Below are 26,238 nucleotides of genomic sequence, written 5' to 3'. Positions count from 1 at the left end.
GGCCACCCCCGCCGGCTCAGCGGTGGGCGCTGTCGAGGGTGCGCAGTTCGGCGGCGGCCTCGGCTCGGCGGGGGTGGTGGTGGGCGGTGAGGGTGTGCAGGGCGGTGGTCAGCGCCGTGCGGGCCTCGTCGGGGCGGTCGAGATGGCGCAGGACGCGCCCTAGTTCGAGCTGGGTGGGTCCGAGCCACGCCGGTATGTCCAGCTCTTCGAGGATGTCCCAGGACGTACGCAGGGCGGCTTCGGCTTCCTGCCATCGTTCGAGGGCCGCGTAGTCGTTGCCGAGGTGTTGCAGGATGACGCCGTGGTAGATGGCGAGGAGATGGGGTGTCTGGCCGGGGATTCCCTTGTTGTGGATCTCCAGGCTGTGGAGGTGGGCTTCAAGAGCCCGATCGGGGCGGCCGTGCTGGAGCAGGGCTTCACCGAGGGTGTTGAGGGAGGTCAGTTCGGCGAGCCTGCCTTGGGGGGTGGGGTTGTCGTGGTGACAGGCGGCTGATGCGCGGAGCCGGGCGATCGCCTCGTCCATCCGCCCGAGACGGCGCAGCGCACCGGCTCCGTGCCCCAGGGCCCAGCCGGTCTGAAGCTGGTCCTGGCAGGCGCGGGCGAGGGAGAGTGCGGCGTCGGCGGCTCCGAGGGCGGCGCGGGGATCGTGGGCGCACCGGTTGTGGGCCCAGGCGAGGTTGTTGAGGTGGGTGGCCTCCTCGTGTCCGCTGCCGAGGGCACGGGCGGCGTCGGCGGCGCACCGGAAGACGTCGACCCACTGGGGCCAGTGCTGGGTGAGGTCGGAGAACCAGTACATGGCACGGGCGGCGTCGACGGCCTGCCGGTGCCGGCCGGTGGTACGGGCGTGGTGCAGGGCGGCGAGCCACTGCGCCCGCTCGGCTTCGAGCCAGGCGCGGGCCGGGTCGCGGCCGATGGGGGCGGTGGCCGGGTCGGGGTCGCCGGACGGGCCGTTGTGGGGTTCGGCGTCGAAGTGGAGGGCCGCCGCGGTGGCACGGTCGAGCATCCAGCGGGCGGTCCGGTCCAGGGCCGCGTCCCGGCTCGGCGGATCGTCCTCGGCGGACGCCTGCTCGGCGGCGAAGAGCCTCAGCAGGTCGTGGAAGCGATAGCGCTCGGCCGCGGGGTCCGCGTGGAGCAGCCCCCGGTCACAGAGCCGTTCCAGGCGGAGTTGGGCGTCCCGCAGCGGGATGCCTGCGAGGAGCCCGGCGGTCTCGGGGCTCACGTCCGGGCCCGCGGCGAGCGCGCAGCGTCGCCAGAGGAGGCGGGAGACCTCGTCGAGCTGCCGGTAGGAGAGCGCGAAAGCGGACCGGACCTGGCGGTCGCCGGTCTGGAGCAGATCGAGCCGGCGATGCTCGCGGTCGAGGAGGGCCGCGAGTTTGGCGAGGGATTCCCCTGGCCGGGCGGCGAGGCGCTGCCCGGCGATCCGCAGGGCCAGCGGCAGCCGGCCGCACGAGTCCGCGAGGTCGCGTGCGGCCTGCGTCTCACGGGTGATCCGCTCCGGGCCGACGATCCTGGTGAGCAGTTCGACGGCTTCCTCACGGCGCAGCAGGGGCAGTTCGACGCGGTGGACGGCTTCGAGCCCGCTGAGGCAGTTGCGGCTGGTGACGATGGTGAGACAGGTGCCGGAGCCGGGGAGGAGAGGGCGTATCTGCTCCTCGTCGGCCGCGTTGTCGAGGATCAGCAGCAGACGGCGGGCAGCGGTGAGGGAGCGGAGGAGCCCGGCCCTGTCCTCCAGCGCCTGGGGCACGGTCTGGGCTGCGACGCCGAGAGCGGCCAGCAGCCGGGCCAGCGCGTCGCCCGGCCGGACGGGCTCGGGGTCCATGGCGCGCAGGTCCAGATACAGCTGCCCGTCGGGGAAGCGGGCGGCGAGGCGGTGGGCCGCGTGGACCGCGAACGCCGTCTTCCCGAGACCGGGCGCGCCCGCGACCACGACCACGGCGGGCCGGCCGGGCTCCGCACCGTCGGCCAGCTTCTCCAGGGCGGTGAGCGCGGCGCCGCGTGCGGTGAAGTCGCCCGCGTCCCGCGGCAGCGAGAGAATCCCCGGCGGGGTCGGTCCCCCGGCCGTCCCCGGTCCGCGCCGTGCCCGCCCGGGTACGGCCGCCGCCTCCAGCGACCGGGTCTCGTCGGCGTCCAGCCCCAGCGCACGGGACAGGGCCTGAACAGTGTGGCGCTGCGGCCCTGTGGTCCGGCCGCGCTCCAAGTTCGCCAGCGCCCGCACGCTCAGCCCCGCGCTGTGGGCGAGCTGCTCCTGACTCAGCCCGGCACCAGCACGCAGGGCGCGCAGACGCTGCCCGAACTCCCCGGGTATCGGGCGGGTCATGTTCGGGCTCCCCTGCTGTCCGCCCCCGGAGAGGGTGCGTTGATCCGGCGCAAGTGGCATGCACCACAGCGTGCTTGTGCCGGGACCCGCGCTCGTCCGTGTGACGGACATTGTGCCTGGTGACGACCGTGTCCCGGTACTGGAACACGCCGTCGGACGGACCCGTCGGCGAGATCAGGCGGTGGCGGCCCGGCCCAGAGCCAGGGCCAATTCGACGATCTCGGCCGGGGCCTTCGCCACCGATCCGGTGTCGAACGGGGGCTGCGGGTCGTACTCCGTGTAGAGCTGGATCGCCTGGGCCGTCGGCTCGTCCGTGAGCAGGGCCGTGAGCTGAATCGCCATGTCGATCCCGGAGGAGACCCCGGCCGAGGTGATCACCCGGTCCTGCCGGACCACCCGCTCGGACGTGTAGACCGCGCCGTACGACTCCAGATCCGCGGCCGCGTCCCAGTGAGTCGTGGCGGTCAGCCCCTCCAGCACCCCGGCCGCCCCGAGCACCAGCGAACCGGTGCAGACCGAGGTGGTGAACCGCGTCCCCGTATGCATCCGGCGCACCCAGCCGAGGAAATCGGGATCGTCCACCATGGTCAGGAAGCTGCCCCCGCCCGGGATCAGCAGAACGTCACAGCGCTCCACCTCGGAGTACCGCGTCGGCACCTGCACCGGCAGGGAGCCCAATACGTCCTGCACCAGACCGGGTTCGGCCGTCACGAACCGCACGGTGGCACCGGGCACGTACCCGAGAATCTCGTACGGTCCGATCGCGTCGAGCGGCTCGAACCGGTCGAAGAGCGGTATCACGATGTCCATGGGTCAAACCCTCTCGATCCGGTTCCGCAGAAGACAGAATTCATTTCCCTCGGGGTCCAGCAGAACCCGCCAGCTCTCCGCGCCCGTCTGCCCGATGTCGGCGGCCCTGGCCCCCAGCGCGAGCAGCCGCTCCAGCTCGGCGTCCTGGGCGCGGTCGGTCGCGCTGACATCGATGTGCAGCCGGAGCTTCCCGGGCGGCCTGGGATCGCTGCTGGGACTCAGCACCAGCGTGGGCAGCGGACCGCCGAACCCCACCCCTGGCGGCCCGATCTCGATGCTTCCGTCCTCGTCCCGGCCGAGTTCGACGTACCCGAGAACCTCGCTCCAGAAAGCGGCGAGCAGGTCGGGATCGGCACAGTCGATGACCAGTTCACTGATGCGGCATGCCATGCCCGGCAGTGTACGCAGGCGATGTCGGCGCCCTTTTCTGCGCTGACGCCATGGGGAGGAGGAGGGGCGCGGTCTGTGGCCGCGGCTGTACGGGGCCGATCCTGCGGCCGGAGTCCTTCAGGCCGCCCCATCACGTCCCATGGGACGCTCTCTCGCTGCTGAGCTGATCCGCCGCTTCCACGCGGCGGGACAGCCGCCAGATCTGCTCCTCGCCGGTCTCGGCCGGGGCGAGGCGTTCGGCGGGGCGGCGGAGGTGTTCGGTGAAGCCGAGGCGGGTGGGGACGGCGCCGCTGGGGAGGTTGGCGGGGTCGTGGACGATCTCGACGCAGTCGATGCCGGGGAGCCGGAAGCCCTGTTCGACCAGGGCGCGGGCGGCACGGGTGGCAAGGCCGCGGCCGGTGGCGGCGGGGTGGAGCCAGTAGCCGATCTCCCGCACGTCGGCCGGGGTGTCCTCGCGCCGGAGCAGTGCGCAGACGCCGACGATGGCCCCGTTCAGCACGATCGCGTAGGTGAACTCTTCGCCGCTCTCCCAGAGCGCGGCGCGGCCCGCCAGGAAGTCGGTGGTCTTGGCCAGGCTGTGTTCGGCGACCCAGGGCATCCAGGGGCGCAGGTGTTCCAGGGACTCTTCGATGACCTGGAAGAGTTCCGGGAGGTCCGTCTCGGGGCGGAAAGGGCGCAGTGTCAGGTCGTCGAGTTCGATGACCCGCTGGGGAAGGTCCATGTCAGAGGATCGCGCGCGGCCGTCCCGGCAGGCAAAGGGATTTGGTCCGCCACCCCGGGACTCGATCGATGGTGGGGTGGCGGTGGGAGGGGTCAGACGGTGTGGGTGCGCGCGTACGTGAGGAAGGCGGACCAGGTGGGGGCGGGGAGGGTGAGGTGGCCCTCGGTGGGCTGCTTGGAGTCGCGTACGTGGATGAGGGTGGGGCAGGTGGCGACCTCGACGCATGCGCCGCCGGAGCCACCGCTGTAGCTGGACTTCTCCCAGGTGAGAGCGACTTCGAGGCAGTTGCCGCCGGAGCCGCTGCTGTAGCTGCTCTTGACCCAGTGGAGGTGCTCGCCGTTCATTGTGCTCCCAGCAACTTCTCGATGAGGGACAGGGATTCGTCGGTGCGGAGGGCCCGCGATCGCATAATCCCATAGCGCTCGCTGAAGACACGCACCTCTTCCTGGTCGGTGATCAGCTTGGGGTAGCCCTGTGTTTCGATATAGGCCACCTGCTTTCGACCCTTGGGAGTCAGCAGGGTGAACGAGCCATCCAGGGAAGGGTGGTCCGGGCAGCTGATTGGCATTACCTGGATCTCGATATTGCGCTTCTGTCCTGCTTCCAGCAGCTTCCGTAGCTGCTTCTTATGAACAGCTTTTCCGCCGGTGGGCCGCAGTAGCAGTGCCTCTTCCAGGAGGAAGGTGAAGGTGGGGGCGGGCCACTTCTCCAGGATCACCTGGCGGGCCATTCGGTCGGCGACCCGCTTCTCCATGGTCTGCTCGCTCAGTAGCGGACGCCAGTGCAAGAAATTGGCCCGAGCGTACTCCTCGGTCTGGAGCAGCCCTGGAATCGCCTGCACGCTGTAGTCATGCAGCGCAACCGCCTGCGCCTCCGCGTCGGCGAAGTCCCTGAACCAGTCCGGGTGCCGCTTCCGCGCCTGCGCCAGCGCCTTCTCCACGTCGTCCACCGCTGCCTTGAGCAACCCGCCCGCGTTGAGGACCACGTCGGCCCGGTTGAGGAACTCCGCCTGGGTGGGACGTACCCCCCGCTCGACGGAGGAGACGAGGTCCTCGCTGTAGTTGAGCGCCTTGCCCAGGTCCTTCTGGCTCATGCCGGCGAGGGTGCGGAGGATCCGCACCTGTAGGCGCAGGGTGTTGAAGAGGAGAGCCGTCCCGTCCAGCTCGATCGGGAGTTCGGGCCGCCGCTCGTGCTCTGCGTCTGCCATGTCCGTACCGCCTTCGTGTGCGTGCCCGATGGGCACGGCCGGGATCCCGTACAGCGCACCGCACGCACCCGTACCGCTACCCAGCGTCGTGCGTCACTGCTGTTCAGCAGTATGCGGATGGGGCCACGCTCTGTGACATGAATCCCCAAACCCCCACTCACACGGTTGAATTCACCCAGCGCTTCCCCGCCACCCGCAAATGTGCCCAGTTGGCGCGACTGCTCGCCGTGCACGCCCTCGACGGCTGGGGTATCGCTGTCGGCACCGGGCCGTCCGACGCGGCGGCGCAGATCGTCGCGGAACTCGCGGCGAACGCGGTGACGCACGCGAAGGTCCCGGGGCGGGAGTTCGAACTGCGGCTGTCCCGTACCGCCGACACCCTGCGCATCGAGGTCTCGGACGCGCGCGCCGAGTGTGCCCCGGTGCCCCGGAATCCGGGGGTCGACGCCGAGTCGGGGCGGGGGCTGTTTCTGATCGAGGTGCTGGCGTCCTCCTGGGGAACCAAGGAGAGAGTCGTGGGGAAGACGGTCTGGGCGGACATCGGCCTGGCCCAGGTACTCGGGCAGAACTGAGTATGCGCACTCTGTTCGACCGTCCGGCGAGCCGTGACGCTTGAGTCATGCGACAGCGACTGACGACTTTCGGCTTCCACCTGCTGATCACCCTGGCGGTCATCGCGGCCACGGCGGCCGTATGGGCCTCCTGGCTCGGCTGGGACCAGGTCCGCGACGAGGCTCCCGACGGCTCCTCGACCGGCCCGTACGAGGCATGGCAGGTGATCGGCCTAGTGCTGACCCTGCTGCTGCCGCTGTGCTGGGCGGCGACCCGGCGTTACCACATCGGCGCTGTGGTCGGCATCCCCATCGGTCTGACCGCCGCGTCCTACTACGACTGGCAGGCGGACGACACCAGCGGGCTCTTCGCGATCGGCGTGGCGATCGTCCTGGCAGCGAGCATCGCCGCGACGGTCGCCGTCTCCTCGGTGGTCAAGGTGATGGCGGAGAGCAGGCAGCGCCGGGCAAGCGTCGCCTGACGGCAGCGCCTAAGAATCCGGCCGATCCCGGACACATACCGGCCATGAAGCCCTTCCGGAAGACGAAGCGCCTCGGCCCGGGCCGCGAGACGGACGAGGAAGGCGTGCCCACGACCATCGCCCCCGTACGGGTCCTGGCGGCGGCGAAGGGGACATGCGTGGCCGGTTTTCCTGCATAACTGCTCCGATGGCTATCGGAACTGGCGAGGTGGTGGCCATCGCGCTTCAGGTCCGTCAGAATGACCGTGTGTTGATGCCCAACGACGACCCCGAAATCCTCGCCGCTGTTCGACGCTATGTGCTGCCGGACAGGAGGTACATGAAGCTCCGAGGGTGGAATATTAGACACATGAGCGAGGCTGGGCAGAGGGAATTTGGAGCATCGCTTGCGAAGGCTGCCTCAGAATGCACGGACAGGGAGATCATCGCTCTGTTGAAGGCGGACTGGCGGGCAAGTCTTATTGGCTCCTGGTTGGCAGGGATCGATTTGCGAACAAATTTTCGCGACATCGTGGGGGAGCTGCTTTTTCTCAATGAAAGCCCCGAGAAGGCCAAGGGGTACTGTTTCGCGCTGAGTCGATTTGGTGAGCATGAAGACGCGGCTGTTCTTTCGGCTTTCCTGAGGTCTTCTCCTTCTCCCGGGGCCGGGGGGCATGCGAAATCATGGGCCCTTGGTGGGCTTCTCTTTATTGACTCCAGGCTGCGGACTTCATATGCTCAAGAATTCTTGGGAGAGGATGGCTTGCCCGGCTCAGGCGGAGATCCTGACGAAGTGCGGCTTATTTCATTTCTTTGTGAATTCTCGGAACGATATGGAAGTTTGAATCGCGAACCTTCGAGATGCGAGCCCGATTCAATTGCTTCCCTCTTTCGTGGGTGGCGCTCTCACGCGCTCCCGCAGAACTGGGAGATCATGCAGCAGGAGTCGGAACGGGTCCGTACGGACATGCTGCTCCAGTCGTTTGGAACCGGCCGAGTCGGCGATCCGTTCAGCAGTGTGCCACTGTCGGTCGCGGTCAATCCTGTGACTGGTGAGGTGCTCTTTAATACAAGTCCAGGAAAAGCCGACTGGGTTGTAGTTCGAATGGGTAGTAATATTGGTGCCGGGATTCCTTCCTTCGAGATGTTCTCGGACATTGAAGCTGTCTGGCAGTTCCTGATTTCTGGGCGGCTTGATCGGTAGGGTCACGGTCGATGCCAAGGGCCCCCCGCGATGCTTATTTCGGCGCCCTGGACGGTACCCAGGAGAGTGACTTCGGACTCGTCGTAAGGGTATGAGACGCCCGGAACCCGAGAGTACCCAGTGCCATCTCCGTTGGGTATGCGCAGAACGACACCGGGGCCATTTCCGTATTGGCTCGACTCTCGTGCGACGTCCTCCAAATCTGTTGTCCAGGATGTGAATACACTCCACGTCCCCTCGTCGCCTCCTACATGCCGCTGGACGTCCGAGTGGCCGCCAAGAGGTTCGGCTCGCCCTGACAGTGCATTCTGGTACATGGTCTGCCAATGCTGCGGGGCCGATCCATCGGAAAAACTTATTCCGCGATAGATGTACGGTGCTTCATCAGGGTCCCAGCTTCCTCCGTTCGGGCAGGGTGAGAGGCCCAGCGGATCGGATACGACATGTGGATTATGCACATACGTGGATGGGTTCGGTGCAGGTGCAAGTCGGAGTGGGTCGGGCGATAGATATCGCGCACTCTCTGGGTCGTAGTAACGATGAACGTTGTAATGAAGCCCCGTTTCAGGATCGGCATATTGCCCTGGAAATCGTATTGGTGTATATGCTGCCGCATTCACATTCCACGTTGTGATTCCCCAGAGTGATGCCTGGTTTCGCCAAGCCGACTCGCCTGCTTCGGTGAGCAACTCTGTCGGGGTTCCGATGAGATCGGTGACGATTACAAAGAAACGTTCGTCGATCGTCTGCTGAGGATCGGCGGCGGCTGTTATGCGCTCAGTCTGGGCAAGGGGGCGCAGGCCGTCATGGTCCCAGGTGAGGGTGACAGGGTTGGGCAGCGTGCCCGATGTCGTGGTCTGTTCGCAGAGGGTGGCACCGTCCCAGGTGAAGGTGGTCTGTTCGAGGATGGTGTGGCCGTCGGCGGCGAGGTGCTGTTTGGCGGTGCGGCGGCCGAGGGGGTCGTAGTGGTAACGCCACTGGGTTCCGTCGGGAGGAATGACGGCGGTGAGGTTCTCGGCGTCCCAGGTGTAATGCCACGTGTCGGGTTTACGGGAGAGACGGGGCTTGCGGCGGATGATGGCGCGGCCGAGGGCGTCGTACTGGTAGCGCACGGCTCCGGCGCGAGTGAGAGTGGTGCCGGTGTAGACGCGGGGGCCGGTTGCTTCTTGCCCGGGATGGGAGATTGGCCAGGAAGCGTCGGTCTGGTTGCCTGCCTCGTCATAGGCGTAGGTCTCGGTCCAGCCGGCGGCGTGCACGGCGGTGACACGGCCTGTGGTGTCCAGATCGAAGGTCTGGGTGCCGGTGAGCTGATCGGTCAGGCCGGTGAGGTGGCCGTCGGCGCGGTAGGTGTAACCCCGGCGCTGAAGGCTGCGGCCGCCGGCGGTGGTCAGGTGTTGGTCGGTGAGACGGCCCAGGGGGTCGAAGGCCGAGGCGAGGGTGAGGGTGTCACCGATGTGGCGGGCGATTTCGCGACCGGCTGCGTCACGTTCGAAAGTGAGAGTGCGCCCGGAGGCGGTGAGAGCGGTGCGCCGCCCTGCCGGGTCGAAGGCCCAGGTGCTGACCACACCTGACGGAGTCGTACGGGAGACACGTCGGCCGAGGACGTCGTAGCCGTAGGTGAGGGTACGACCGTTGACGGTCTCTGAGATCAGACGGCCGTACCGGTCCCGAAGGCGGGTGAGGGCTGTGTCCGAGCCGGTGGCTTCGGCGAGTTGGTCGAAAATGTCATAGGAGAAGGTGCTGATCGCGCCGTCCGCATCCTTTGTGGTGATGCGGTCCAGAGCATCTCGCTCATAGCGGATGGTCTGGCCGAGCGCGTCGGTGCGGGCGATGAGGCGGCCGGCCGGGTCATGGGCGTAGGTGAGGGTGCGGCCGTCGAAGTCGGTCTCTGCGGTGAGGCGACCCGCTGGGTCGTAGGTGTAGGTCCAGGTCAGACCCTGTGGGTTGGTGACCTGAGTGAGACGCAACTCCGCGTCGTGTTCGAAGGTGTAGCGGACTTGGTCGGGCCCGGTGCGGGCGGCCAGGAGGTCGAAGTGGGTGTACTCGAAGCGGGTCACCGCACCCGTGGCGTCGGTGCTGCTGACGCAGTTGCCCTCGCCGTCATAGACCCATGACTGTTCAGTACCGTCCGCCGCGGTGCGGCGGGCTATGCGGCCCTCGGGTGTCCACTCCATACGGGTGACCGAGCCGAGAGGGTCGGTGATCGCGACGGGGCGGCCGAATGCGTCCCGCTCATGCCGGGTGACCGCCCCCAGCGGGTCGATGACTTCGATGGGCAGGCCGGCCCGGTCGCAGCGGAGCAGGGTGAAGTGACCGAGAGGGTCGGTCACCCCGCTGAGGTGGCCTGATGCGTCGTACGTGAAGGTCCTCGTCGCGCCGGACGGATCGGTGATGGCGGTGCGGTTGCCCCGGCTGTCGTATGTCTGACGGGTGAGCATCCCACTGGCGCTGCGCACCCTGACAGGGAGCCCCAGTTCGTTGTACTCGGCGGACAGCTGTCGGCCGTCCGGTCGTATCACCCCGGTCATCCGCCCGGCGTCGTCGTACGTGTACCGGGTGGTGTGCCCCATGGGATCGGTTCGGGAGAGCAGGCGGTTGTAGCGGTCGCGCTCATAACGGGTGACCGCACCCAGTGCGTCAGTCTCCGCGACGATCTGGTGTGCCGCGTTGACCAGGTAGCGGCGGACCGCACCCCGGGTGTCGGTCACGGTCGTGGTCCGCAGACCGGTGGCCCGGTCGAAGCCGTACTCCAGGCGTACCGCCAGGTGTCCAGCGGTGCCGCCTTCGTCGACGCAGCGGTTCTGGTCGTCGTAGACGTAGTCGTAGCGGCTGTCGTTGGTGTCGGTCCAGGAAGTGATACGGCCGTGCTCGTCGTAGCTGAAACGCAGCGGCAGGCCGGAGGAGTTGGTGACCTCGGTGAGGTGGCCGTCGGTGTATCCGTAGTCCAGTAGGCGCTGCCCGGCGTTCGCGAGGTGGAGGGCGGTCACCCGGCCCTGTTCTGTAGTGAGGGTCAGGTGGTAGCCGCCGTGGTGGACGATCTCGACGGGGGCATCCGTCTCGTCGTCGTACGCGAAGGTGATCCAGTTGCCGTTGCGGTCCTCGATCTGGGTGAGGAGGGCGAGGTCGTCGTGGCGAGTGGTGAAGCGGTGGACGCGCCCGGTGTCGGGGTCGGTGACGGTGTAGTCCCCGTCCGGAGTTCGGTCCAGTGGTCGGCGCGGACCGTGACTTGGCAGAACCGGCACTCCGGGGGCCGGATGTGGATAGGCGAGGAGGAGGCCGTCGTCACAGACGAGGACTATGCCCTCGGAGTCGATCTCCAGGCGTTGGTCGACGGTGGAGGTCCAGGTGGGCCCGAACCAGCGGCCCGCCCGGTAGTCGGAGGCGGCGCGGCGGCGGAAGACCAGGGGCAGTACTCCCGGCAGAACGATGTCGGTCTGTGGCAGGAACATCACTCCGGTCGCCAAGTCCACCGGGTCCGTGCCGTCTTCCTTGACCGCGTTCTTGGTCCGCGACTGCTTTGCCGGGTCCTGCACCGCTCCTCGGGCGTTGGGCACCGTGCCCCCGGGTCCCTTCGCCCCCGCTCGCACCGCCCCGCGGACCACACCCGCGCCCTTGGCTCCGACGATCTCGGGGATCAGCCGCCCCAGGAACTCGCTCGGATCTCCCTTCGCCGCGTCCCACGCGTTCTTCAGAGCCCGGTCGGGGTTGGCGGCGGTCGAGGCCAGACCCGCGAGGGTCATATTGACGTTCTTGTAGTACTCGGCGGGGTGGGTGAGGTTGTACGCGTCCAGAGGGTTCACGCTGCGGACGAAGTTGAGCAGGCCCGCGGTGCCCTTTACGACGCCGCCCACGACGTGCGTGACCTCGGTGCTCTGCGCCATCGCGAGATCGAGCCCATCGATCTTCAGCCGGTCCCAGCCCTCGGGCTCCTGCGGCGCGTGGGCGAGAGCGCCGGAGATCGCCCCTTTCGCCAAGCCGGCTGCGTCGTCCCGCTGGCGGCGAGCCTCCTTGAGGATCTGCTTCGCGCGCTCGCGCTCCGCCTTCCCCGGGTCGGTGAAGGGTTCTGGTTTCGCAGGTGGGTTGGGCTCGTTCCGTGCCGCGTTGTATGCGTCAACGCGCTTGTTGTACGCGTCCACCGCGTCTTTGGAGGTCTCGGTGCCCTTCTTGTGGAGAGTGATCGCCTCGCGAGCCTGGCTCTGCGCCCAGGTCACCGTTTTGGCGAACGACTCAAGGGCCTTCGCCGCCGCTTCGAACGCGTCGGCGGCCCGTAGCCAGTCTGTCGGGAGGACGGAGAACTTGTCCCGGAAGGCGTTCGCTCCCTCACCCTTCCAGTTGGTCGAGTCGAGCTTTCGCATGCCCGCTCCCACGGCGTCGAACGCCCTCTGGAAGTCCCGCAGATTTTTCGCGGAGGCCTCGATCTTCCCCGGGCTTCCGTGGATCAGCTCATTGGCCTCGTTCGTCTGCCCGAGCTGCTGCTCATCGACATCGGCTCCCAGCGAGGAGGCGGTGGAATCCCCCCAGTCCTCGACCGAGTCCGCCCAGTCCTCGGCCCCCACCTTCTCCAGGGCAGCCCCGGCCTTGTCGGTGACGTAGTCGACGCCCTCACCGACGATCTCCTTGCCCTTGTCGACCCCATCCCGCACACCGTCATAGATCGCGCCGCCGACATCCTTGAACTTGTCGCCCAACCCCATCCGAACCCCCGCTGCTGGAAACTTTGACGCCTATCCTTCACGTGCCTGCTTGACTGCGGCTTCGGAAGGATCGAGGTTCTCCCGCATCTGCTTGTCCATAGCCTCGCGAGCCTCCGGGGCGAGCACCCCGGAACCCTCCAACGCGTCGTTCAGGCTGTCCTGGACGTCGTACGTCGTGTCCTTCCAGGTCTGCTTCACTTCCTGGTGCGCCTGCTCGAAGGACTCCGCGCTGTAGTCGGCTTCGTCGTAAGGAGTTTGGGACCGGATCTCGTCCCAGCCCTTCGCCTTGACCTCGTCCTCGCTCAGATGCGGATTGCCGTTGACGGAGTTGACACCAATCTTGATGGTGTCCTTCACGTACCGTTCCTGCTCGGCATACGCGCCCGCCGACAGGCCAACCTTCTCGGCGAAGCCATTCCCCCTCTGCATCAGCGTGCGGACGCCGAACTCCCAGCGGGTGCAGAAAGTCCTGAACTGATCGGCGAGCCCTTCGTGGCCCAGATCCACCCCGGACAGTGCCAGTTCCGAGAAGCCGCGGCCCGCCGTGGCCTGGCCGATCATCCCAAGGTCCTTCAGCTCCGCGTGTGCCTCATTGATGCCTTTCGCGATCTGCGCCAGTGCTTCCGGCGGCGCGACCAGATCCCCACTTCCGCTCACTGAGCCTCCTCAAGGCCGACAGCCGAAGCGTCGGGCACGATCCCGGCCACTGGCGGGAAGAGCATGCCCTCGTCGCTGCCCGCGTCCAGCGCCACCCCGGCCGGTATTCCCAGCATCGGAACCATCACGTCCAGCAGCCGCGCACCGAGAATCGTTCGGTACGTCCACTGTCGCCGGGCGTCCCCCTGGAGCGATGCGAACCGTGCGAGAGCCTCCTCGTCCGAGAAAGCACAGATCCAGCGCACCCCGCCCTGGTCCGCCGTCCACAGGCTGTCGTACGGGTCGAACGGCACAAGCACCGCCGTACGCCGGAACTCGCCCAGTGCCACGGCGAACTCCCGCCGCGCCCGCTCCGCCGGATCTCGGAGGGAGTTCTCCCGGAGATCCGGCGGGTCTGGTGGAGCTGGTGGCTCTGGAACATATGGCGGATCGATGAACTCCGTAAGACGCGATGGCCGTCGCGGCTCCGGCACGGTCCCTCCGTTGTCCGTCATGCCGGCCATCGTGGCACGAGGGGTTCCACGGGAAGGCCCATTGCGGCGACCTGGCGCAGGCCCGGCCGGTTCCCGCCGTCCGCGCCCCATGTCGCCGGGTGGGGGACCGCCAGGTGTCGGAGGCAGCTCGTATGCTCGATTCATGACGGATCAGATGCCCGTGCGCCCTACCGAGAACGCGATGCGCCGTGCCCTCAAGCGAGCGAGGGACGGGGTGGCGCTCGATGTCACCGAGGCCGCTGTGCTGTTGCAGGCGCGGGGGAGTGATCTGGAGGATCTGTGTCGGTCGGCGGGGCGGGTGCGGGACGCGGGGCTGGAGGCGGCGGGGCGGGCGGGGGTGATCACGTACTCGAAGAGTGTGTTCATTCCGCTGACGAAGCTGTGCCGGGACAAGTGTCATTACTGCACGTTCGCGACGGTGCCGGGGAAGCTGCGCCGGGCCGGGCACGGGATGTTCATGTCGCCGGACGAGGTGATCGAGGTCGCGCGGCGCGGGGCGGAGATGGGGTGCAAGGAAGCGCTCATCACGCTGGGGGACAAGCCGGAGGACAGATGGCCCGAGGCCAGGGAGTGGCTGGAGGCGGAGGGGTATGACGACACGATCGCGTATGTGCGGGCGATGTCGATCCGGATCCTGGAGGAGACGGGGCTGCTGCCGCATCTGAACCCGGGGGTCATGAGCTGGACGGACTTCCAGCGGCTGAAGCCGGTCGCGCCGTCGATGGGGATGATGCTGGAGACCACGGCGACCAGGCTGTGGAGCGAGCCCGGCGGCCCGCACTACGGCTCGCCCGACAAGGAGCCGGCCGTACGGCTGAGGGTGCTGGAGGACGCGGGGCGCAGCTCGGTGCCGTTCACCAGCGGGCTGTTGATCGGGATCGGGGAGACGTATGAGGAGCGGGCGGATTCGCTGTTCGCGCTGCGGAGGGTCTCGCGTTCGTACCACGGTGTGCAGGAGCTGATCCTTCAGAATTTCCGGGCGAAGCCGGACACGGCGATGCGCGGTATGCCGGACGCGGAGCTGGACGAGCTGGTGGCGACCGTCGCCGTGGCGCGGCACATCATGGGGCCCTCGGCCTGTCTCCAGGCCCCGCCGAATCTGGTGGACGCGGAGTACGCGCGGCTGATCGGCGCGGGGATCGACGACTGGGGCGGGGTCTCGCCGCTCACTCCGGACCATGTGAACCCCGAGCGCCCCTGGCCCAGGATCGACGAGCTGGCGGAGCACTCGGCCGCCGCCGGGTTCCGGCTGGAGGAGCGGCTGTGCGTCTATCCGGAGTTCGTGCGGCGGGGCGAGCCGTGGCTTGACCCGAGGCTGCTGCCGCATGTGCGGGCGCTCGCCGACCCGGAGACGGGGCTCGCCCGCGCGGGCGCGATGCCGGTGGGGCTGCCCTGGCAGGAGCCCGATGAGAGCTTCACCGCGAGCGGGCGCACCGATCTGCACCGCACCATCGACACCGAGGGCCGCACGCACGACCGCAGGGACGACTTCGACGCGGTGTACGGGGACTGGGAGGCGCTGCGGGAGGCCGCCGTGCCGGGGATGGTGCCGCAGCGCATCGACACCGATGTCCGGCAGGCGCTGAGCCAGGCCGCCGACGACCCGACCCGGCTCAGCGACGACGAGGCGCTCGCGCTGCTCCACGCGGACGGCCCCGCCCTCGACGCGCTGACGCGGATCGCGGACGAGCTGCGCCGGTCGGTCGTCGGCGACGACGTCACCTATGTCGTCACCCGGAACATCAACTTCACCAATGTCTGCTACACCGGCTGCCGCTTCTGCGCCTTCGCCCAGCGGCGCACCGACGCCGACGCCTACACCCTCTCCCTCGACCAGGTCGCCGACCGGGCCGAGCAGGCGTGGGACGTCGGCGCGGTGGAGGTGTGCATGCAGGGCGGCATCCACCCGGACCTCCCGGGCACGGCGTACTTCGACATCGCCCGCGCGGTGAAGGCGCGCGTACCGGGCATGCATGTGCACGCCTTCTCGCCGATGGAGGTGGTCAACGGGGCCTCGCGCACCGGTCTGTCCATCGCGGAGTGGCTGACGGCGGCGAAGGAGGCCGGTCTCGACTCCATGCCCGGCACGGCGGCCGAGATCCTCGACGACGAGGTCCGCTGGATCCTCACCAAGGGCAAGCTGCCCACCGCCACCTGGATCGAGGTCATCACCACCGCGCACCGGCTGGGCATCCGCTCCTCCTCCACGATGATGTACGGGCATGTCGACCAGCCCCGGCACTGGCTCGGCCATCTCCGCACCCTGGCCCGCATCCAGCAGGAGACGGGCGGCTTCACCGAGTTCGTCACCCTCCCCTTCATCCATACCAACGCCCCCGTCTATCTCGCGGGCATCGCCCGCCCCGGGCCGACGGTCCGGGACAATCGCGCGGTCACCGCGATGGCCCGGATCCTGCTCCACCCGCACATCACCAACATCCAGACCAGTTGGGTGAAGCTGGGCGCGGAGGGCGCGGCCGAGATGCTCCGCTCCGGGGCCAATGACGTCGGCGGCACGCTGATGGAGGAGACCATCTCCCGGATGGCCGGCTCGCGCTACGGCTCCTACCGCTCCATCAAGGACCTCATCGCCATCGCCGATCTCGCGGGCCGCCCCGCCAAGGCCCGCACCACCCTCTACGGGGAGGTCTCCGAGGAGCGCATGCGCGCCGCCCACGGCTCCGACGGGCACCTTCCCCAGCTGCTCCCGATCGTCACCGAGTAACCCCTCCCGGCCGAGAGCCACGGCCGAGAGCCACGTCCGGGAGCGAGGAGCGGGCACAAGACGAAAGTCGCTCCCGGCCGCGACCCTCGTATGACGCGCTCCGCCCCCGCCGCCCCGCATGATGGAACCAACGGCTCCGGATCGGTGGGACGCGAGAACAACGGGGGTATGCCGGGGCGCCGCACCCGGCATGCCGTCCCGCCGGTCCGGCCGCCGTATGCGCGCGGGGGCCTCTCCCGCGCACCCGCGAGGGCTCCCGCACCCCCGCTCCCCGGGTATCAGCCGATAAGCTGCTCGGCGTCATCGCCCTCCGAGGGGGGCTGGGAGCGCGCTGAGGAGACAATTGCCCGATGGCCCGTCAGATATCTTCCGGGGCGTTGGTGACAGGGCTCACCTCGGCGGCGCTCATGGGCGTACTCCTGCTCGCGGTGCAGGCGGGCGAGTCGGCTCCGCTGAACCCCGCCGCCGCCGGTAAGCCGGTGGGGAGCCCCGGGCCGACCCCGTTGCCGCAGAAGCCCAAGACCGCGCCGAAGCCGCCGGCCGTGCCCGCCGAGTCGGGGCAGGGGAAGCGGGTCGTGTACTCGCTGGGCCAGGACCGCGTCTGGCTGGTCGACCACACGGAGAAGGCACTCCGTACCTTCACCGTGTGGCCGGGCAATGTGGAACCCGCACTCGGCATCCACAAGGTCACCACCCGGACGCTCACCGCCACCGGCACCGACGGGGTGTCCGTGGAGAACGTCGTCTTCTTCTCCGCCCTGGGCAATGTCAACATCGCCTTCTCTGCGGCGGTCGACGGCTCGTCCCCCAAGCCGATACCCGGAAAGCAGACCGGCGCGATACGGGTGGGCACCGAGGACGGCCAGAGGATCTGGGACTTCACCGTGAAGGGCAGCGACATCGTCGTCGTCCGCTGACAACACCGAATCCACCGCCCCCGCACTCTCTCTCCACCCGCTCCACACCGCTCGCCCGGCTGTGGAACACCGCCCGGGCCGGGCGTCCCCCGTTCGATTACAGTGCTGCCCCGGCAGAGGTACGGACCAGAGGTACGGACCAGAGACACGGACCAGGTTCCACGTCCAGGGAGGGCGAGCGTGAGCACAGCGGCCACCGTCGTCTGGGGACGGGCCGAGCAGCAGGACTTCCGGTCCCGGGTGCGCGGCGCACTGCTCGGCGGAGCCGTCGGCGACGCCTTCGGGGCGGGCGTCGCGACCCTCAGCCTTGAGCGGATACGCGGAGCGCACGGCCCCGAGGGCGTCGTGGACCTGGTGCCCGCCCACGGCCGCCGGGGAGCCGTCACCGCCGCCACCCAGCTGATCCTGTTCACCGTCGACGGGCTGATCCGCGCCCAGGTGCGCCGCGACACCGGAGCCTGGCACCCGCCCACCGACATCCACCGCGCCTATCTGCGCTGGGCCGCCACCCAGCACCACTGGGGACCCGACGAGCGCCGCACGGACAACGGCTGGCTCGCCCGAGAGGAGTGGCTGTACACCCGCCGCGACCCGCCGCGCGCCACCCTGCTGGGCCTCGGCGACGAACGCATGGGCACCCTGGAGAGCCCGAAGAACCCCGAAGCGCGCGACGCCGGGGCGCTCGCGCGCTCCGCGCCCTTCGGACTCCTCGTCGGCTGGGAACCGCAGCTCGTCTGCCAGCTCGCCCTGGAGTGCGCGGCCCAGACCCACGGCCACCCCACCGCCTTCCTCTCGGCCGGCGCGTTCGCCGTCATCGTCCACGGCCTCGCCCGGGGCGAGACCCTGGACGCCTCCGCCCGCCGCGCCCTCACCCTCATCGGCGCGCGCCCCGGACACCAGCCGGTCACCGACGCGCTGACGGACGCGCTCGACGCCGTACGCCAGGGAGTCCCCGACGCCGACCGCGTCAGCCGGCTCGGCGGCGAGGGACACTCCGAGAACGCGCTCGCCGTCGCCGTCTACTCCGCCCTCGTCAGCGAGGACATCCGGCACGGCCTGCGCCTCGCCGTCAACCACGACGGGCCCTCGCAGATCACCGGCACCGCCACCGGCACCCTCCTCGGAGCGCTCCACGGGGAGACCGCCCTGCCGCCCGCCTGGCTCGCCGAACTGGAGGGCCGCTCGACCCTGCTGGAGCTGGCCGACGACTTCGCCATGGAGATGACCCAGGGCCCCGCGCTGCACAGCCCCACCGCCGCCGCCCCCGGCTGGCTCGCCCGCTACCCCCGGGGCTGACCGCCCGCTCCCTTCCACGGGGCAACCACCCGAAAGAACCGCGCCGTTCGTTTAGCATCAACGGCCATGGACCCCACCGCTGCCCTCGCCGCCCGGCTCGCGTCCAGCGTCATGGGCCCCCTGGTCAAGAAGCTCTTCCGGCAGGAGCCCGCCGGTGCCGGCCTGGTCGACAGACCGGTACGGATATCCGCCCTGGTCTCCTTCCGGGGCGAGCGGCGCACCCTCGGCGAGAAGGACCTCCGCAAGCTCGCCGCCGAACTGGTCACCCGCGCGGCACAGTCGTACGGCCCCCACGAGGCCCCGACCGCCGAGATCCGCGAGGAACTCACCGACGCCCTCACCCTCGCCCTCCACAGCCTCGGCGACGTGGACATGGACGACATACAGGCCGTCCGCCTCGGCCCGGAGGAGTTCGCCGCCCGGCTCGCCCGCCCCACCGGCCTGTCGGCCGCCGCCGAGCCCTACTACGGCCCCCTCCTCCACACCGCCTCGCTCCACATCCTCAACTTCTTCACCCGGCGCTCCACCTTCGTCGCCCGCACCCTGGTCGACCAGACCCGCACCCTCGACCGCCTCGTCGCCCACCTCGACGTACTCCTCGAACGCCTCCCCTCCCGGCTCGCCGAGGACACCCGCTTCGAGCAGCGGTACGCCGAGCACATCGCGCGCAAACACGGCGAGCTGACCATCTACGGCCTCGACCTCAACCAGGCCCGCGAATGGCGCCTCGACACCGCCTACGTCTCCCTCGAAGCCGTCGGCGCCCACGACGCCGAACCCCTCTCGCTGCCCGCCGAAGCCGTCCTCGCCGGCCGCGACCGCGTACTGCTGCGCGGCGGCGCGGGCTCCGGCAAGACCACCCTCGTGCAGTGGCTCGCCGTCACCGCCGCCCGCCAGCGGTACGAGGAGTTCGACGAACACCTCACCCAGCTCATCGGCCGGATCCCGTTCGTCCTGCCGCTGCGCCGCGTCGTACGCGACGGACTGCCGCCCACCCCCGGCGACTTCCTGCGCGCCGTCCGCAGCACCGTCGCGGGCGCGGAGCCCGAAGGATGGGCCGACCGGGTGCTCAGCGCGGGCCGCGCCCTCGTCCTGGTCGACGGCATCGACGAGATCCCGCAGCGCGAACGCGAGGAGACCCGCCGCTGGCTGCGCGACCTCATGGGCGACTTCCCCGGCAACCTCTGGGTCGTCACCGCCCGCCCCTCCGCCGTCGGCGAGGAGTGGCTCGCCGACCTGGGCTTCACCGAGCTGACGCTCTCCCCCATGACCCGCGACCACGTCACCCGCTTCGTCCGCCGCTGGCACACCGCCGCCGCAGCGGACGCCGAACTCGCCGACCGGCTCCTCACCTCCGTACGCACCAACCCCGACCTCGGCCGCCTCGCGGTCAACCCCCTGATGTGCGGGCTGCTCTGCGCCCTCCACCGCGAACGGCGCGGCTTCCTCCCGCACAGCCGCAAAGACCTCTACGACGCGGCGCTGCGCATGCTGCTGGAGCGCCGCGACACCGAGCGCGGAGTCCTCGCCGGCGATGATCTGAGGCTCTCCTCCGAGACCCAGATCCTGCTGCTCCAGAAGCTCGCCCACTGGATGATCCGCAACGACAGCGCGGAGATGGAACGCTCCGACGCCCTCGCCCAGCTGGAACGCGCCCTCGTCCACATGTCCCACATCCAGGCCCCGCCGGAGCGCGTCCTGCGCCATCTCCTCGAACGCTCGGGGCTGCTGCGCGAACCGGCCGCCGGGCGCGTCGACTTCGTCCACCGCACCTTCCAGGACTATCTGGGCGCGAAGGCCCTGATCGAGGAGGGGGACTTCCCGCTGCTGCTGAAGAACGCGGAGCGGGACCAGTGGGAGGACGTGGTGCGGATGGCGGTCGCGCTGGGGCGGCCGATGGAGCGGGAGCGGATCCTTCGGGGGCTGATCGGGCAGGTCGAGAAGATCTTCGACGCCGAGGTCGACGAGCACGAGCTGGTATCCATCCGGGGGATCCTGCTGGCCGCGAGCTGTCTGGAGCATGCCACCGAGGTCTCCCCGGACATCCGCAGCCGCGTCATGAACCTCACCTCGCAGATGATTCCGCCGCCGCAGGGGGCATGGGCCAGGGCCCTCGCCGAGATGGGCGGGCCCCTGGTCCTGGGGCTGCTCCCCGGCCCCGGGGAAGTGACGGAGGAGCAGGCCAAGAACGTCGTCATCACCGCGTCCCGCATCAGCACCGAGGGGGCGCTCTCCTTCCTCGCCCGCTTCCGCGACCATCCGTCGCTCGATGTGCGCCGACAGCTCTCCTGGGCCTGGCACCGCTTCGACACCCAGGAGTACGCGGACGAGATCATCGCCCATCTCGATGAGACGGACCTGTACTTCGCCGCCCACAGCCCCGACCACTTGGCGGCCCTGCGTGCCATGGGCGGACGTGAGCGGATCCAGATCTCTGGGGCGCATGCCCTCAGGCACCTGGTCGAAAATAGCGACACCGACCGGCTGACCCATCTCTGGATCCGTGGGGCCGTCGTCGTCGGCCCCGTCGAGTGGCTCCGTGCCTTCCCCCGGCTGCGGACCCTCACCCTCTCCTACGATTCGCTGACCGAAGCGGAGATCCCGCCGGGGATCACCGTCGAGATCGTCCCGGAGCGGTACGTGGACCGGAGGCGCTACCCGGAAGCGAACTGACCCCCGGGCATGGCCGAGCCCCCTCGGCCAGGACGGCGGACCGGTCGAGAGGGCTCTGTCAGGTGGTGCGCCGGATCCGCTGACGCGCCGGCTCTGCCGCGCACAGGATCCGGGTGGTTCGGCGCGGCACTCAGCCGAGGTCGAACGCGTCCATCTGGCTCACAAACACATTCCACGAGCCGGGGACGAAGGTGATGCTCGGGCCCGCCGGGACCTTGGAGTCCCGGACCGAAATCGCCTGACGGACCGGCGACTTCACCTCGACGCACGCACCGTTGCCTCCGGAGTACGAGGACTTGGTCCAGGTCTCCGTGGCTCCCTGAATGATGGCCATTTTTGCTCCGCTTCGGGCGAGTGGTTCTGAACTGCGCCAACGTTTTTGTTGACTCGATGGACGCTACTCGCCGCAACCGACCCATGAGGCCCGCGTTCACTCGGTCGGATGGCATATTCCAATGGACACCCCGTCGTCCCGCGGCGGAGGTGTAGCTTGCGCCTCCCCCACCCCTCCGCCACGGCCGCCGGGCGATTCTCACGGCTTGGTGTACCGCTTGGCGATGTTCTCGATGAACGCCCTCGTCTGCTCGACATTCAGCGCCTGGGCGCGCAGATGTTCGTACATCACGCTGTACTTGTGCACATCATTGGCCTTCTCCAGATACAGATCACTGGTGACGCCCTCGATATAGACGACGCTCGAATCCGTCGCATCAGGGAACTCCAGGATCGCGTACTGACCGTTGATGCCTGGATGCGCTCCCATCTCGAACGGCAGCACCTGCACGGTGACATGCGGCAGCTGGGAGAGTTCGATCAGATACTCCAGCTGCTCGCGCATCAGCTCCTTGCCGCCGACCACCCGGTGCAGCGCCGCCTCGTCGATCACCGCCCACAGCCGCAGCGGCTGCTCGCCCGCCTTGACCCGGTCCTGGCGGCGGATCCGCACGCTGACCCGCTTGTCGATGTCGGGTACGCCGCTCTCCGGCAGCGCGCCCGCGATCAGCGCCTCCGCGTAGGAGCGCGTCTGCAACAGACCCGGCACCACCTGGGGTTCGTACACCCGAAGGCTCGCCGCATCGGTCTCCAGACCGATGTAGACGCTGTACGGGATGTCGCCGAACGCGTGCCACCAGCCCTGCTGGCGAGAGTCCTTGGCCATCTGCATCAGCGAATCCACGATGCGGTGGTCCTCCACCTCGTAGACTCCGCAGAGATCGCGCACATCGCGCTGACTGATGGAACGGCGGCCGTTCTCCAGACGGCTGATCTTCGACTGGGAGACCAGGAGGCGCTCCGCCACCTCTTCGGCCGTCATGCCTTTGAGTTCCCGGAGCCGGCGCAGCTCCAGGCCCAATCGGCGTCGCCTGACGGTGGGATTGACGTTGGACGCCACGGAAACTGCACCTCCGACTGCGTAGCTGAGCGTATCTACTGCTCAGCAGACTGCCACCAAACGGCACATGCGCGCTGCAAAATCACAACACGAGTCGCATTCGCGGGAGACGCGTTCGCCGTCGCTGTGTGTGAGGTCGCACGTTCGCGCGTCACATGGGAACGCGCGGGACAGCCTATGGCCGCCCCGCGCGTCATGTACGGCGAGTGAAAAGGCCGTTGACACGGCCGGGGGGTGCGGTGGTCCGGCAGAGGGTTTTGGGATGCCGGTTTCCGCGCGGTGTTGCTCGGTACTGCTCGATATTGCTCTGTTGTTCTGGGTGGTACGGCTGTGCTCAGTGCGCGGCGACGCGGGCCATGCTTCCGCGGCGCGGCTGCATCGACACGGCTGCCTGACGGCCGCCGGCGGACGCGGAGGGGCTGCGGCGCGGCTGCGCCGCCACCCCGTTCTGGACGTCCATCACGGCATGCGCCACGAGTCCGCCCATGGGGTCGTGTCTGATCAGGTCCCGCAGCCGGGACCGCGAGGAACGACCCTCGTTGCCCGGGTACAGGTGCTTGCCGAGTCCGACCGCGTGGGCCAGCGCGGCGAGCGCCGCGGTCCGCGGGTCCGGCGGTACGCCGGTGCGGATCGCGTTGTCCAGCCGGGCTCTGATGTCCCGGCTGATCGCCGTCTCCGTCGCCTGATAGCGCGTCGTAGGCAGCACCCCGCACATCTGGCCCGCCACGGCATGAACCATGCCGCACCGCTCCAGGTGCGCGAGATAGATCTGACGCAGCCCCAGCCGGGGCCCGCCGATCCAGTGGACGGCCCGGACCGGGCTGCCGCGTCTGCGCAACAGCTCCAGTGCGGAGTCCAGTGTCGGATCTCCTGTCGGCCGTGGCATCACCACGGCGATACGATCCCCGTCTGGGGCTATCCGTCCTGCCAGAGCCAGCTCTACTAGCTGGGCTCCGGCCAGGCCGAGGTCGAGCGACTGCGGCTGCGCTGTGGTACCCGTGGCCGGGTCCAGAGCGAGCAGCAGAAGCTCCTCCGGAATTGTTCTGCGGCTCCTGCCCATCCATGCCTCCCCGCGTGGATGAATGACAGGGTGACCCCTCTCACATTGGTCTGTCGAGAGCGCCTGTGGGCTTTGTGTGGGAACCGATAGGTATGTCGTTCTCGTCTACACACAGGGGCCGTGCTCTCACACAGGACACTGATAGATGGTTCGGACAACACGGGCCGCCGATATCCGGCGTCCCGCAGTGCGTCGTATGGCAACGGCGCATGACTCATGGAGGAGGCACGGTGGCGGGCGAGTCCCCCGACAGGTCGGAGCAGCGGAAGTCGTCGGGGGAGACGGCTTCAGGCGAACACGAACCGCGTGTCGCCGTGCTGGGCCGGGCGGGGTCATCGGGTGTGGATCAGCCGGCGTCCTCCGGGGGAGGGCGGCCCGAACCGGGCACCGAGACCGGGTCGGTGGAGAAGGACAAGCAGCTCCGGTCCGCGGTGGCGGCGTGGGTCGCCTCCGCCGACGAGGAGCCGGACGGCGAAGGTGAGGGCTCGGACCCCGCCGACGAGACCGCCGCACTGCCCGAGACGGCGGCCGAGTCGGCGGCCGAGGAGACGGCGCTGCTGCCCGAGGTGAAGGTGGGGGCTCCTGCGAAGCCCGCCGACGCCGACGCGGACACGGGTGCCGAAGAGGACGCCGGGGACGCCGGCGCCAAGGACGGCGAGACCATCGCTGTCCCCGCCGTGAAGGCCGATACGGACGAGGACGACGAGGACAAGGCGTCCGGCGAGGACCCGGCCCCGAAGAAGGAGTCGGCCAAGGAGTCGGCCAAGGCTCCCGTCAAGGACGTGGACAAGGCTCCGGCCGCCGCCCCGGCCAAGCCTCCGGCCAAGGCGGACAAAGATGCCGACGCCGACGCCGACAAGGCCGCCGCCAAGGCCGACGACGACGAGGTCGACCACCCCACCACGGCCTTCAAGGCCATCACCAAGCCCGAGCCCGCCGACGACAGCCCCACCCGGGCGCTGAAGATCCCGCCCGCCCCGCGCACCGAGTCCAACCCGGCCCGGAAAACCCCGGCGGAGCGGCCCAGCACCTTCGTACCGCTGCGCGGTGACGAGGACGTGCGGACGGCGTCCTGGGGCCGCAAGGACACCCCGGCCGCCCCGGCCGCCGCCTCGGCCCCGGCGCGCGCCTCCGAGGACCGGCCCCAGGGCCCCGCGAGCCCCGCCGGTCCCGCGGGACCCGCAGGGCCCACCGGCCTCGCGGAGGCCGAGCGGACCAGCCAGCAGCCGCTGCCGCCGCAGCCCCCGCTGGACCTGCTCGCCCAGCTGACGAACACCCCGGACACCCCGGTCCGTTCGGCGCTGCGCCGGGTCAAGATCTGGACGCCGCTCGTGCTGCTCCTGCTGGTCGCCTTCGCGGTCGTGCAGGTGATGCGCCCGCTGCCCGAGCCCCGGATGACGCTCTCCGTCGACCCGTCCTTCACCTTCGAGGGGGGCAAGCTCGGTCTGCCGTTCCCCGGCGAGGGCCAGGGCGCGGTGGAGGTCGAGGGCGTCGGCATGGTCGCCACGTACGGCGCGCAGAAGCCCGCGCCGATCGCGAGCGTCACCAAGACGATGACGGCGTATCTGATCCTCAGGGACCACCCCCTCACCGGCAAGCAGGTCGGGGAGAAGATCACCATCGACCGGCGCGCGGACGAGGAGTACGAGAAGGGCGAGGACATAGAGTCCGTCGAGCCCGTCGAGGAGGGCCAGCAGTACACCCAGCGGGAGATGCTGGAGATGCTGATGATCTCCTCCGCGAACAATGTGGCCCGGCTGCTCGCCCGCTGGGACGCGGGATCCGAGAAGGCGTTCGTGGCGAAGATGAACGCCGCCGCCAAGGACCTCGGGATGAAGGACACGGTCTACACCGACCCGAGCGGTCTGTCGAAGACCACCGTCTCGACCCCGCAGGACCAGCTCAAACTGGCCAAGGCCGCGATGAAGAACGACGTCTTCCGCTCGATAGTCGACACCCCGCACGTCGAGATTCCCACCCTCGGCGAGACGATCTACAACGGCAATGGCCGGGCGCTGCTGAAGGCCGGCATCGGCGGCATCAAGACCGGCTCCTCCACCCCGGCCGGCGGCAATCTCCTCTGGGCCGCCCAGGTGCCGGTCGACGGCAAGGACCGCCGCATCCTCGGGGTCACCCTGGGCATCCAGGACGCCCCGAACCTGACAGCCAAGGTGGAGCTGGCGGTCACCCACAGCATCCGGGTCATCGAGAAGGCCCAGGAGGCTCTGACCTCGGCCACCGTGGTCAGGAAGGGCGATGTCGTCGGCCGGATCGACAACGGTCTCGGCGGGGTCACCCCGGTCGTCGCCACCAAGGATCTGAAGGCCATCGGCTGGGCCGGTCATGAGGTCAGGCTGACCATCGACGGCGGCGGCAAGACCGTCCCGGGCAGCGGGGCGGCCGGGGACGAGATCGGCCGTATCTCCGTCGGGACCGGCCCCGGCCTGGTCTCCGCGCCGGTCGCGCTCCAGCGGGACATGGCGGAGCCCGGCTTCGGCGAGAAGCTGACCCGGGTCGGCTGACCCGCCTCCCGCTCGCTGACCCGCCTACCGCTCCGAGCGGTGATACCGGCCCTCTTCCGGCCGGGTGCGAGGGCGTCCCGGATCCCCGGGACGCCCTCGTGTTAGCGTCCGGGCAACTGAAGAGCGCCCGAACACGTCCTGGAGGG

20 protein-coding genes are annotated in these 26,238 nt (G+C 69.1%); 8 read left to right on the top strand and 12 right to left on the bottom strand.

Going from position 1 to position 26,238, the window contains the following annotated elements; translation table 11 throughout:
* Nucleotides 1-16: 16 nt before the first annotated feature.
* From IE247_RS08940 to IE247_RS08915, 6 genes are all read right to left on the bottom strand, one after another.
* The gene (locus IE247_RS08940) at nt 17-2,317 is read right to left on the bottom strand and encodes an ATP-binding protein (RefSeq protein WP_190122415.1); all 2,301 of its coding nucleotides are present in this window, start codon (nt 2,315-2,317) and stop codon (nt 17-19) included.
* A gap of 174 nt (nt 2,318-2,491) precedes the next feature.
* Nucleotides 2,492-3,127 (bottom strand): DJ-1/PfpI family protein, encoded by a 636-nt coding sequence (locus IE247_RS08935; RefSeq protein WP_190122414.1) that lies wholly within the window; start codon nt 3,125-3,127, stop codon nt 2,492-2,494.
* Nucleotides 3,128-3,130: 3 nt separating this feature from the next.
* Nucleotides 3,131-3,517 (bottom strand): VOC family protein, encoded by a 387-nt coding sequence (locus IE247_RS08930; RefSeq protein WP_190122413.1) that lies wholly within the window; start codon nt 3,515-3,517, stop codon nt 3,131-3,133.
* 130 nt (nt 3,518-3,647) lie between these two features.
* Entirely contained in the window at nt 3,648-4,238 is a 591-nt protein-coding gene (locus IE247_RS08925; protein WP_190122412.1) for a GNAT family N-acetyltransferase, read from the bottom strand.
* Between the two features lie 92 nt (nt 4,239-4,330).
* Nucleotides 4,331-4,582, bottom strand: a complete 252-nt coding sequence (locus IE247_RS08920; protein WP_190122411.1) for a DUF397 domain-containing protein — start codon at nt 4,580-4,582, stop codon at nt 4,331-4,333.
* Entirely contained in the window at nt 4,579-5,445 is an 867-nt protein-coding gene (locus IE247_RS08915; protein WP_190122410.1) for a helix-turn-helix domain-containing protein, read from the bottom strand. The genes IE247_RS08920 and IE247_RS08915 overlap by 4 nt, the downstream gene beginning before the upstream one ends.
* Before the next feature lie 137 nt (nt 5,446-5,582).
* Here IE247_RS08915 and IE247_RS08910 point away from each other — a divergent pair, with 137 nt between their 5' ends.
* The 3 genes from IE247_RS08910 to IE247_RS08900 all read left to right on the top strand — a co-directional run bounded on the left by IE247_RS08910 (nt 5,583) and on the right by IE247_RS08900 (nt 7,661).
* Nucleotides 5,583-6,017 (top strand): ATP-binding protein, encoded by a 435-nt coding sequence (locus tag IE247_RS08910; protein ID WP_190122409.1) that lies wholly within the window; start codon nt 5,583-5,585, stop codon nt 6,015-6,017.
* A 47-nt stretch (nt 6,018-6,064) separates the two neighbouring features.
* Complete coding sequence (locus tag IE247_RS08905; RefSeq protein ID WP_190122408.1) at nt 6,065-6,478, top strand: hypothetical protein; 414 nt, start codon at nt 6,065-6,067, stop codon at nt 6,476-6,478.
* A 187-nt stretch (nt 6,479-6,665) separates the two neighbouring features.
* Nucleotides 6,666-7,661, top strand: a complete 996-nt coding sequence (locus IE247_RS08900; protein WP_190122407.1) for a DUF6000 family protein — start codon at nt 6,666-6,668, stop codon at nt 7,659-7,661.
* 2 nt (nt 7,662-7,663) lie between these two features.
* On the opposite strand, the gene IE247_RS08895 is transcribed toward IE247_RS08900, so the two are convergent.
* Genes IE247_RS08895 through IE247_RS08885 form a run of 3 tightly spaced genes read right to left on the bottom strand, consistent with a single transcriptional unit; the run spans nt 7,664 to nt 13,506 of the window.
* Nucleotides 7,664-12,355 carry a putative T7SS-secreted protein gene (locus tag IE247_RS08895; RefSeq protein ID WP_190122406.1) on the bottom strand — a complete coding sequence of 1,564 codons (4,692 nt, stop codon included), beginning with the start codon at nt 12,353-12,355 and terminating at the stop codon, nt 7,664-7,666.
* 30 nt (nt 12,356-12,385) lie between these two features.
* Complete coding sequence (locus IE247_RS08890) at nt 12,386-13,012, bottom strand: hypothetical protein (RefSeq protein WP_190122405.1); 627 nt, start codon at nt 13,010-13,012, stop codon at nt 12,386-12,388.
* Entirely contained in the window at nt 13,009-13,506 is a 498-nt protein-coding gene (locus tag IE247_RS08885; RefSeq protein WP_190122404.1) for an SseB family protein, read from the bottom strand. The genes IE247_RS08890 and IE247_RS08885 overlap by 4 nt, the downstream gene beginning before the upstream one ends.
* Nucleotides 13,507-13,648: 142 nt before the next feature.
* Here IE247_RS08885 and IE247_RS08880 point away from each other — a divergent pair, with 142 nt between their 5' ends.
* From IE247_RS08880 to IE247_RS08865, 4 genes are all read left to right on the top strand, one after another.
* Complete coding sequence (locus IE247_RS08880) at nt 13,649-16,231, top strand: bifunctional FO biosynthesis protein CofGH (RefSeq protein ID WP_190122403.1); 2,583 nt, start codon at nt 13,649-13,651, stop codon at nt 16,229-16,231.
* A 350-nt stretch (nt 16,232-16,581) separates the two neighbouring features.
* Nucleotides 16,582-17,148, top strand: coding sequence for a hypothetical protein (locus IE247_RS08875; RefSeq protein WP_190122402.1), 567 nt, complete (start codon nt 16,582-16,584; stop codon nt 17,146-17,148).
* A gap of 180 nt (nt 17,149-17,328) precedes the next feature.
* Nucleotides 17,329-18,444 carry an ADP-ribosylglycohydrolase family protein gene (locus tag IE247_RS08870; protein WP_190122401.1) on the top strand — a complete coding sequence of 372 codons (1,116 nt, stop codon included), beginning with the start codon at nt 17,329-17,331 and terminating at the stop codon, nt 18,442-18,444.
* Nucleotides 18,445-18,510: 66 nt separating this feature from the next.
* Nucleotides 18,511-21,117, top strand: coding sequence for an NACHT domain-containing protein (locus IE247_RS08865; RefSeq protein WP_190122400.1), 2,607 nt, complete (start codon nt 18,511-18,513; stop codon nt 21,115-21,117).
* Between the two features lie 130 nt (nt 21,118-21,247).
* Here the strand turns inward: IE247_RS08865 and IE247_RS08860 are convergent, their stop codons facing one another.
* From IE247_RS08860 to IE247_RS08850, 3 genes are all read right to left on the bottom strand, one after another.
* Complete coding sequence (locus tag IE247_RS08860) at nt 21,248-21,451, bottom strand: DUF397 domain-containing protein (protein ID WP_190122399.1); 204 nt, start codon at nt 21,449-21,451, stop codon at nt 21,248-21,250.
* Between the two features lie 198 nt (nt 21,452-21,649).
* Nucleotides 21,650-22,510 (bottom strand): helix-turn-helix domain-containing protein, encoded by an 861-nt coding sequence (locus tag IE247_RS08855; RefSeq protein WP_190122398.1) that lies wholly within the window; start codon nt 22,508-22,510, stop codon nt 21,650-21,652.
* Nucleotides 22,511-22,844: 334 nt separating this feature from the next.
* Entirely contained in the window at nt 22,845-23,570 is a 726-nt protein-coding gene (locus tag IE247_RS08850; RefSeq protein ID WP_190122397.1) for a GOLPH3/VPS74 family protein, read from the bottom strand.
* A gap of 341 nt (nt 23,571-23,911) precedes the next feature.
* Here IE247_RS08850 and IE247_RS08845 point away from each other — a divergent pair, with 341 nt between their 5' ends.
* Nucleotides 23,912-26,092 (top strand): D-alanyl-D-alanine carboxypeptidase family protein, encoded by a 2,181-nt coding sequence (locus tag IE247_RS08845; RefSeq protein WP_308433210.1) that lies wholly within the window; start codon nt 23,912-23,914, stop codon nt 26,090-26,092.
* The last annotated feature ends 146 nt before the right edge of the window (nt 26,093-26,238 follow it).

The sequence above is a fragment of the Streptomyces inusitatus genome (assembly GCF_014651115.1).
Lineage (GTDB): Bacteria > Actinomycetota > Actinomycetes > Streptomycetales > Streptomycetaceae > Streptomyces > Streptomyces amakusaensis.
The sequence above is the reverse complement of the archived record's forward strand: the minus strand, read 5'-3'. Positions and strand labels throughout refer to the sequence as shown.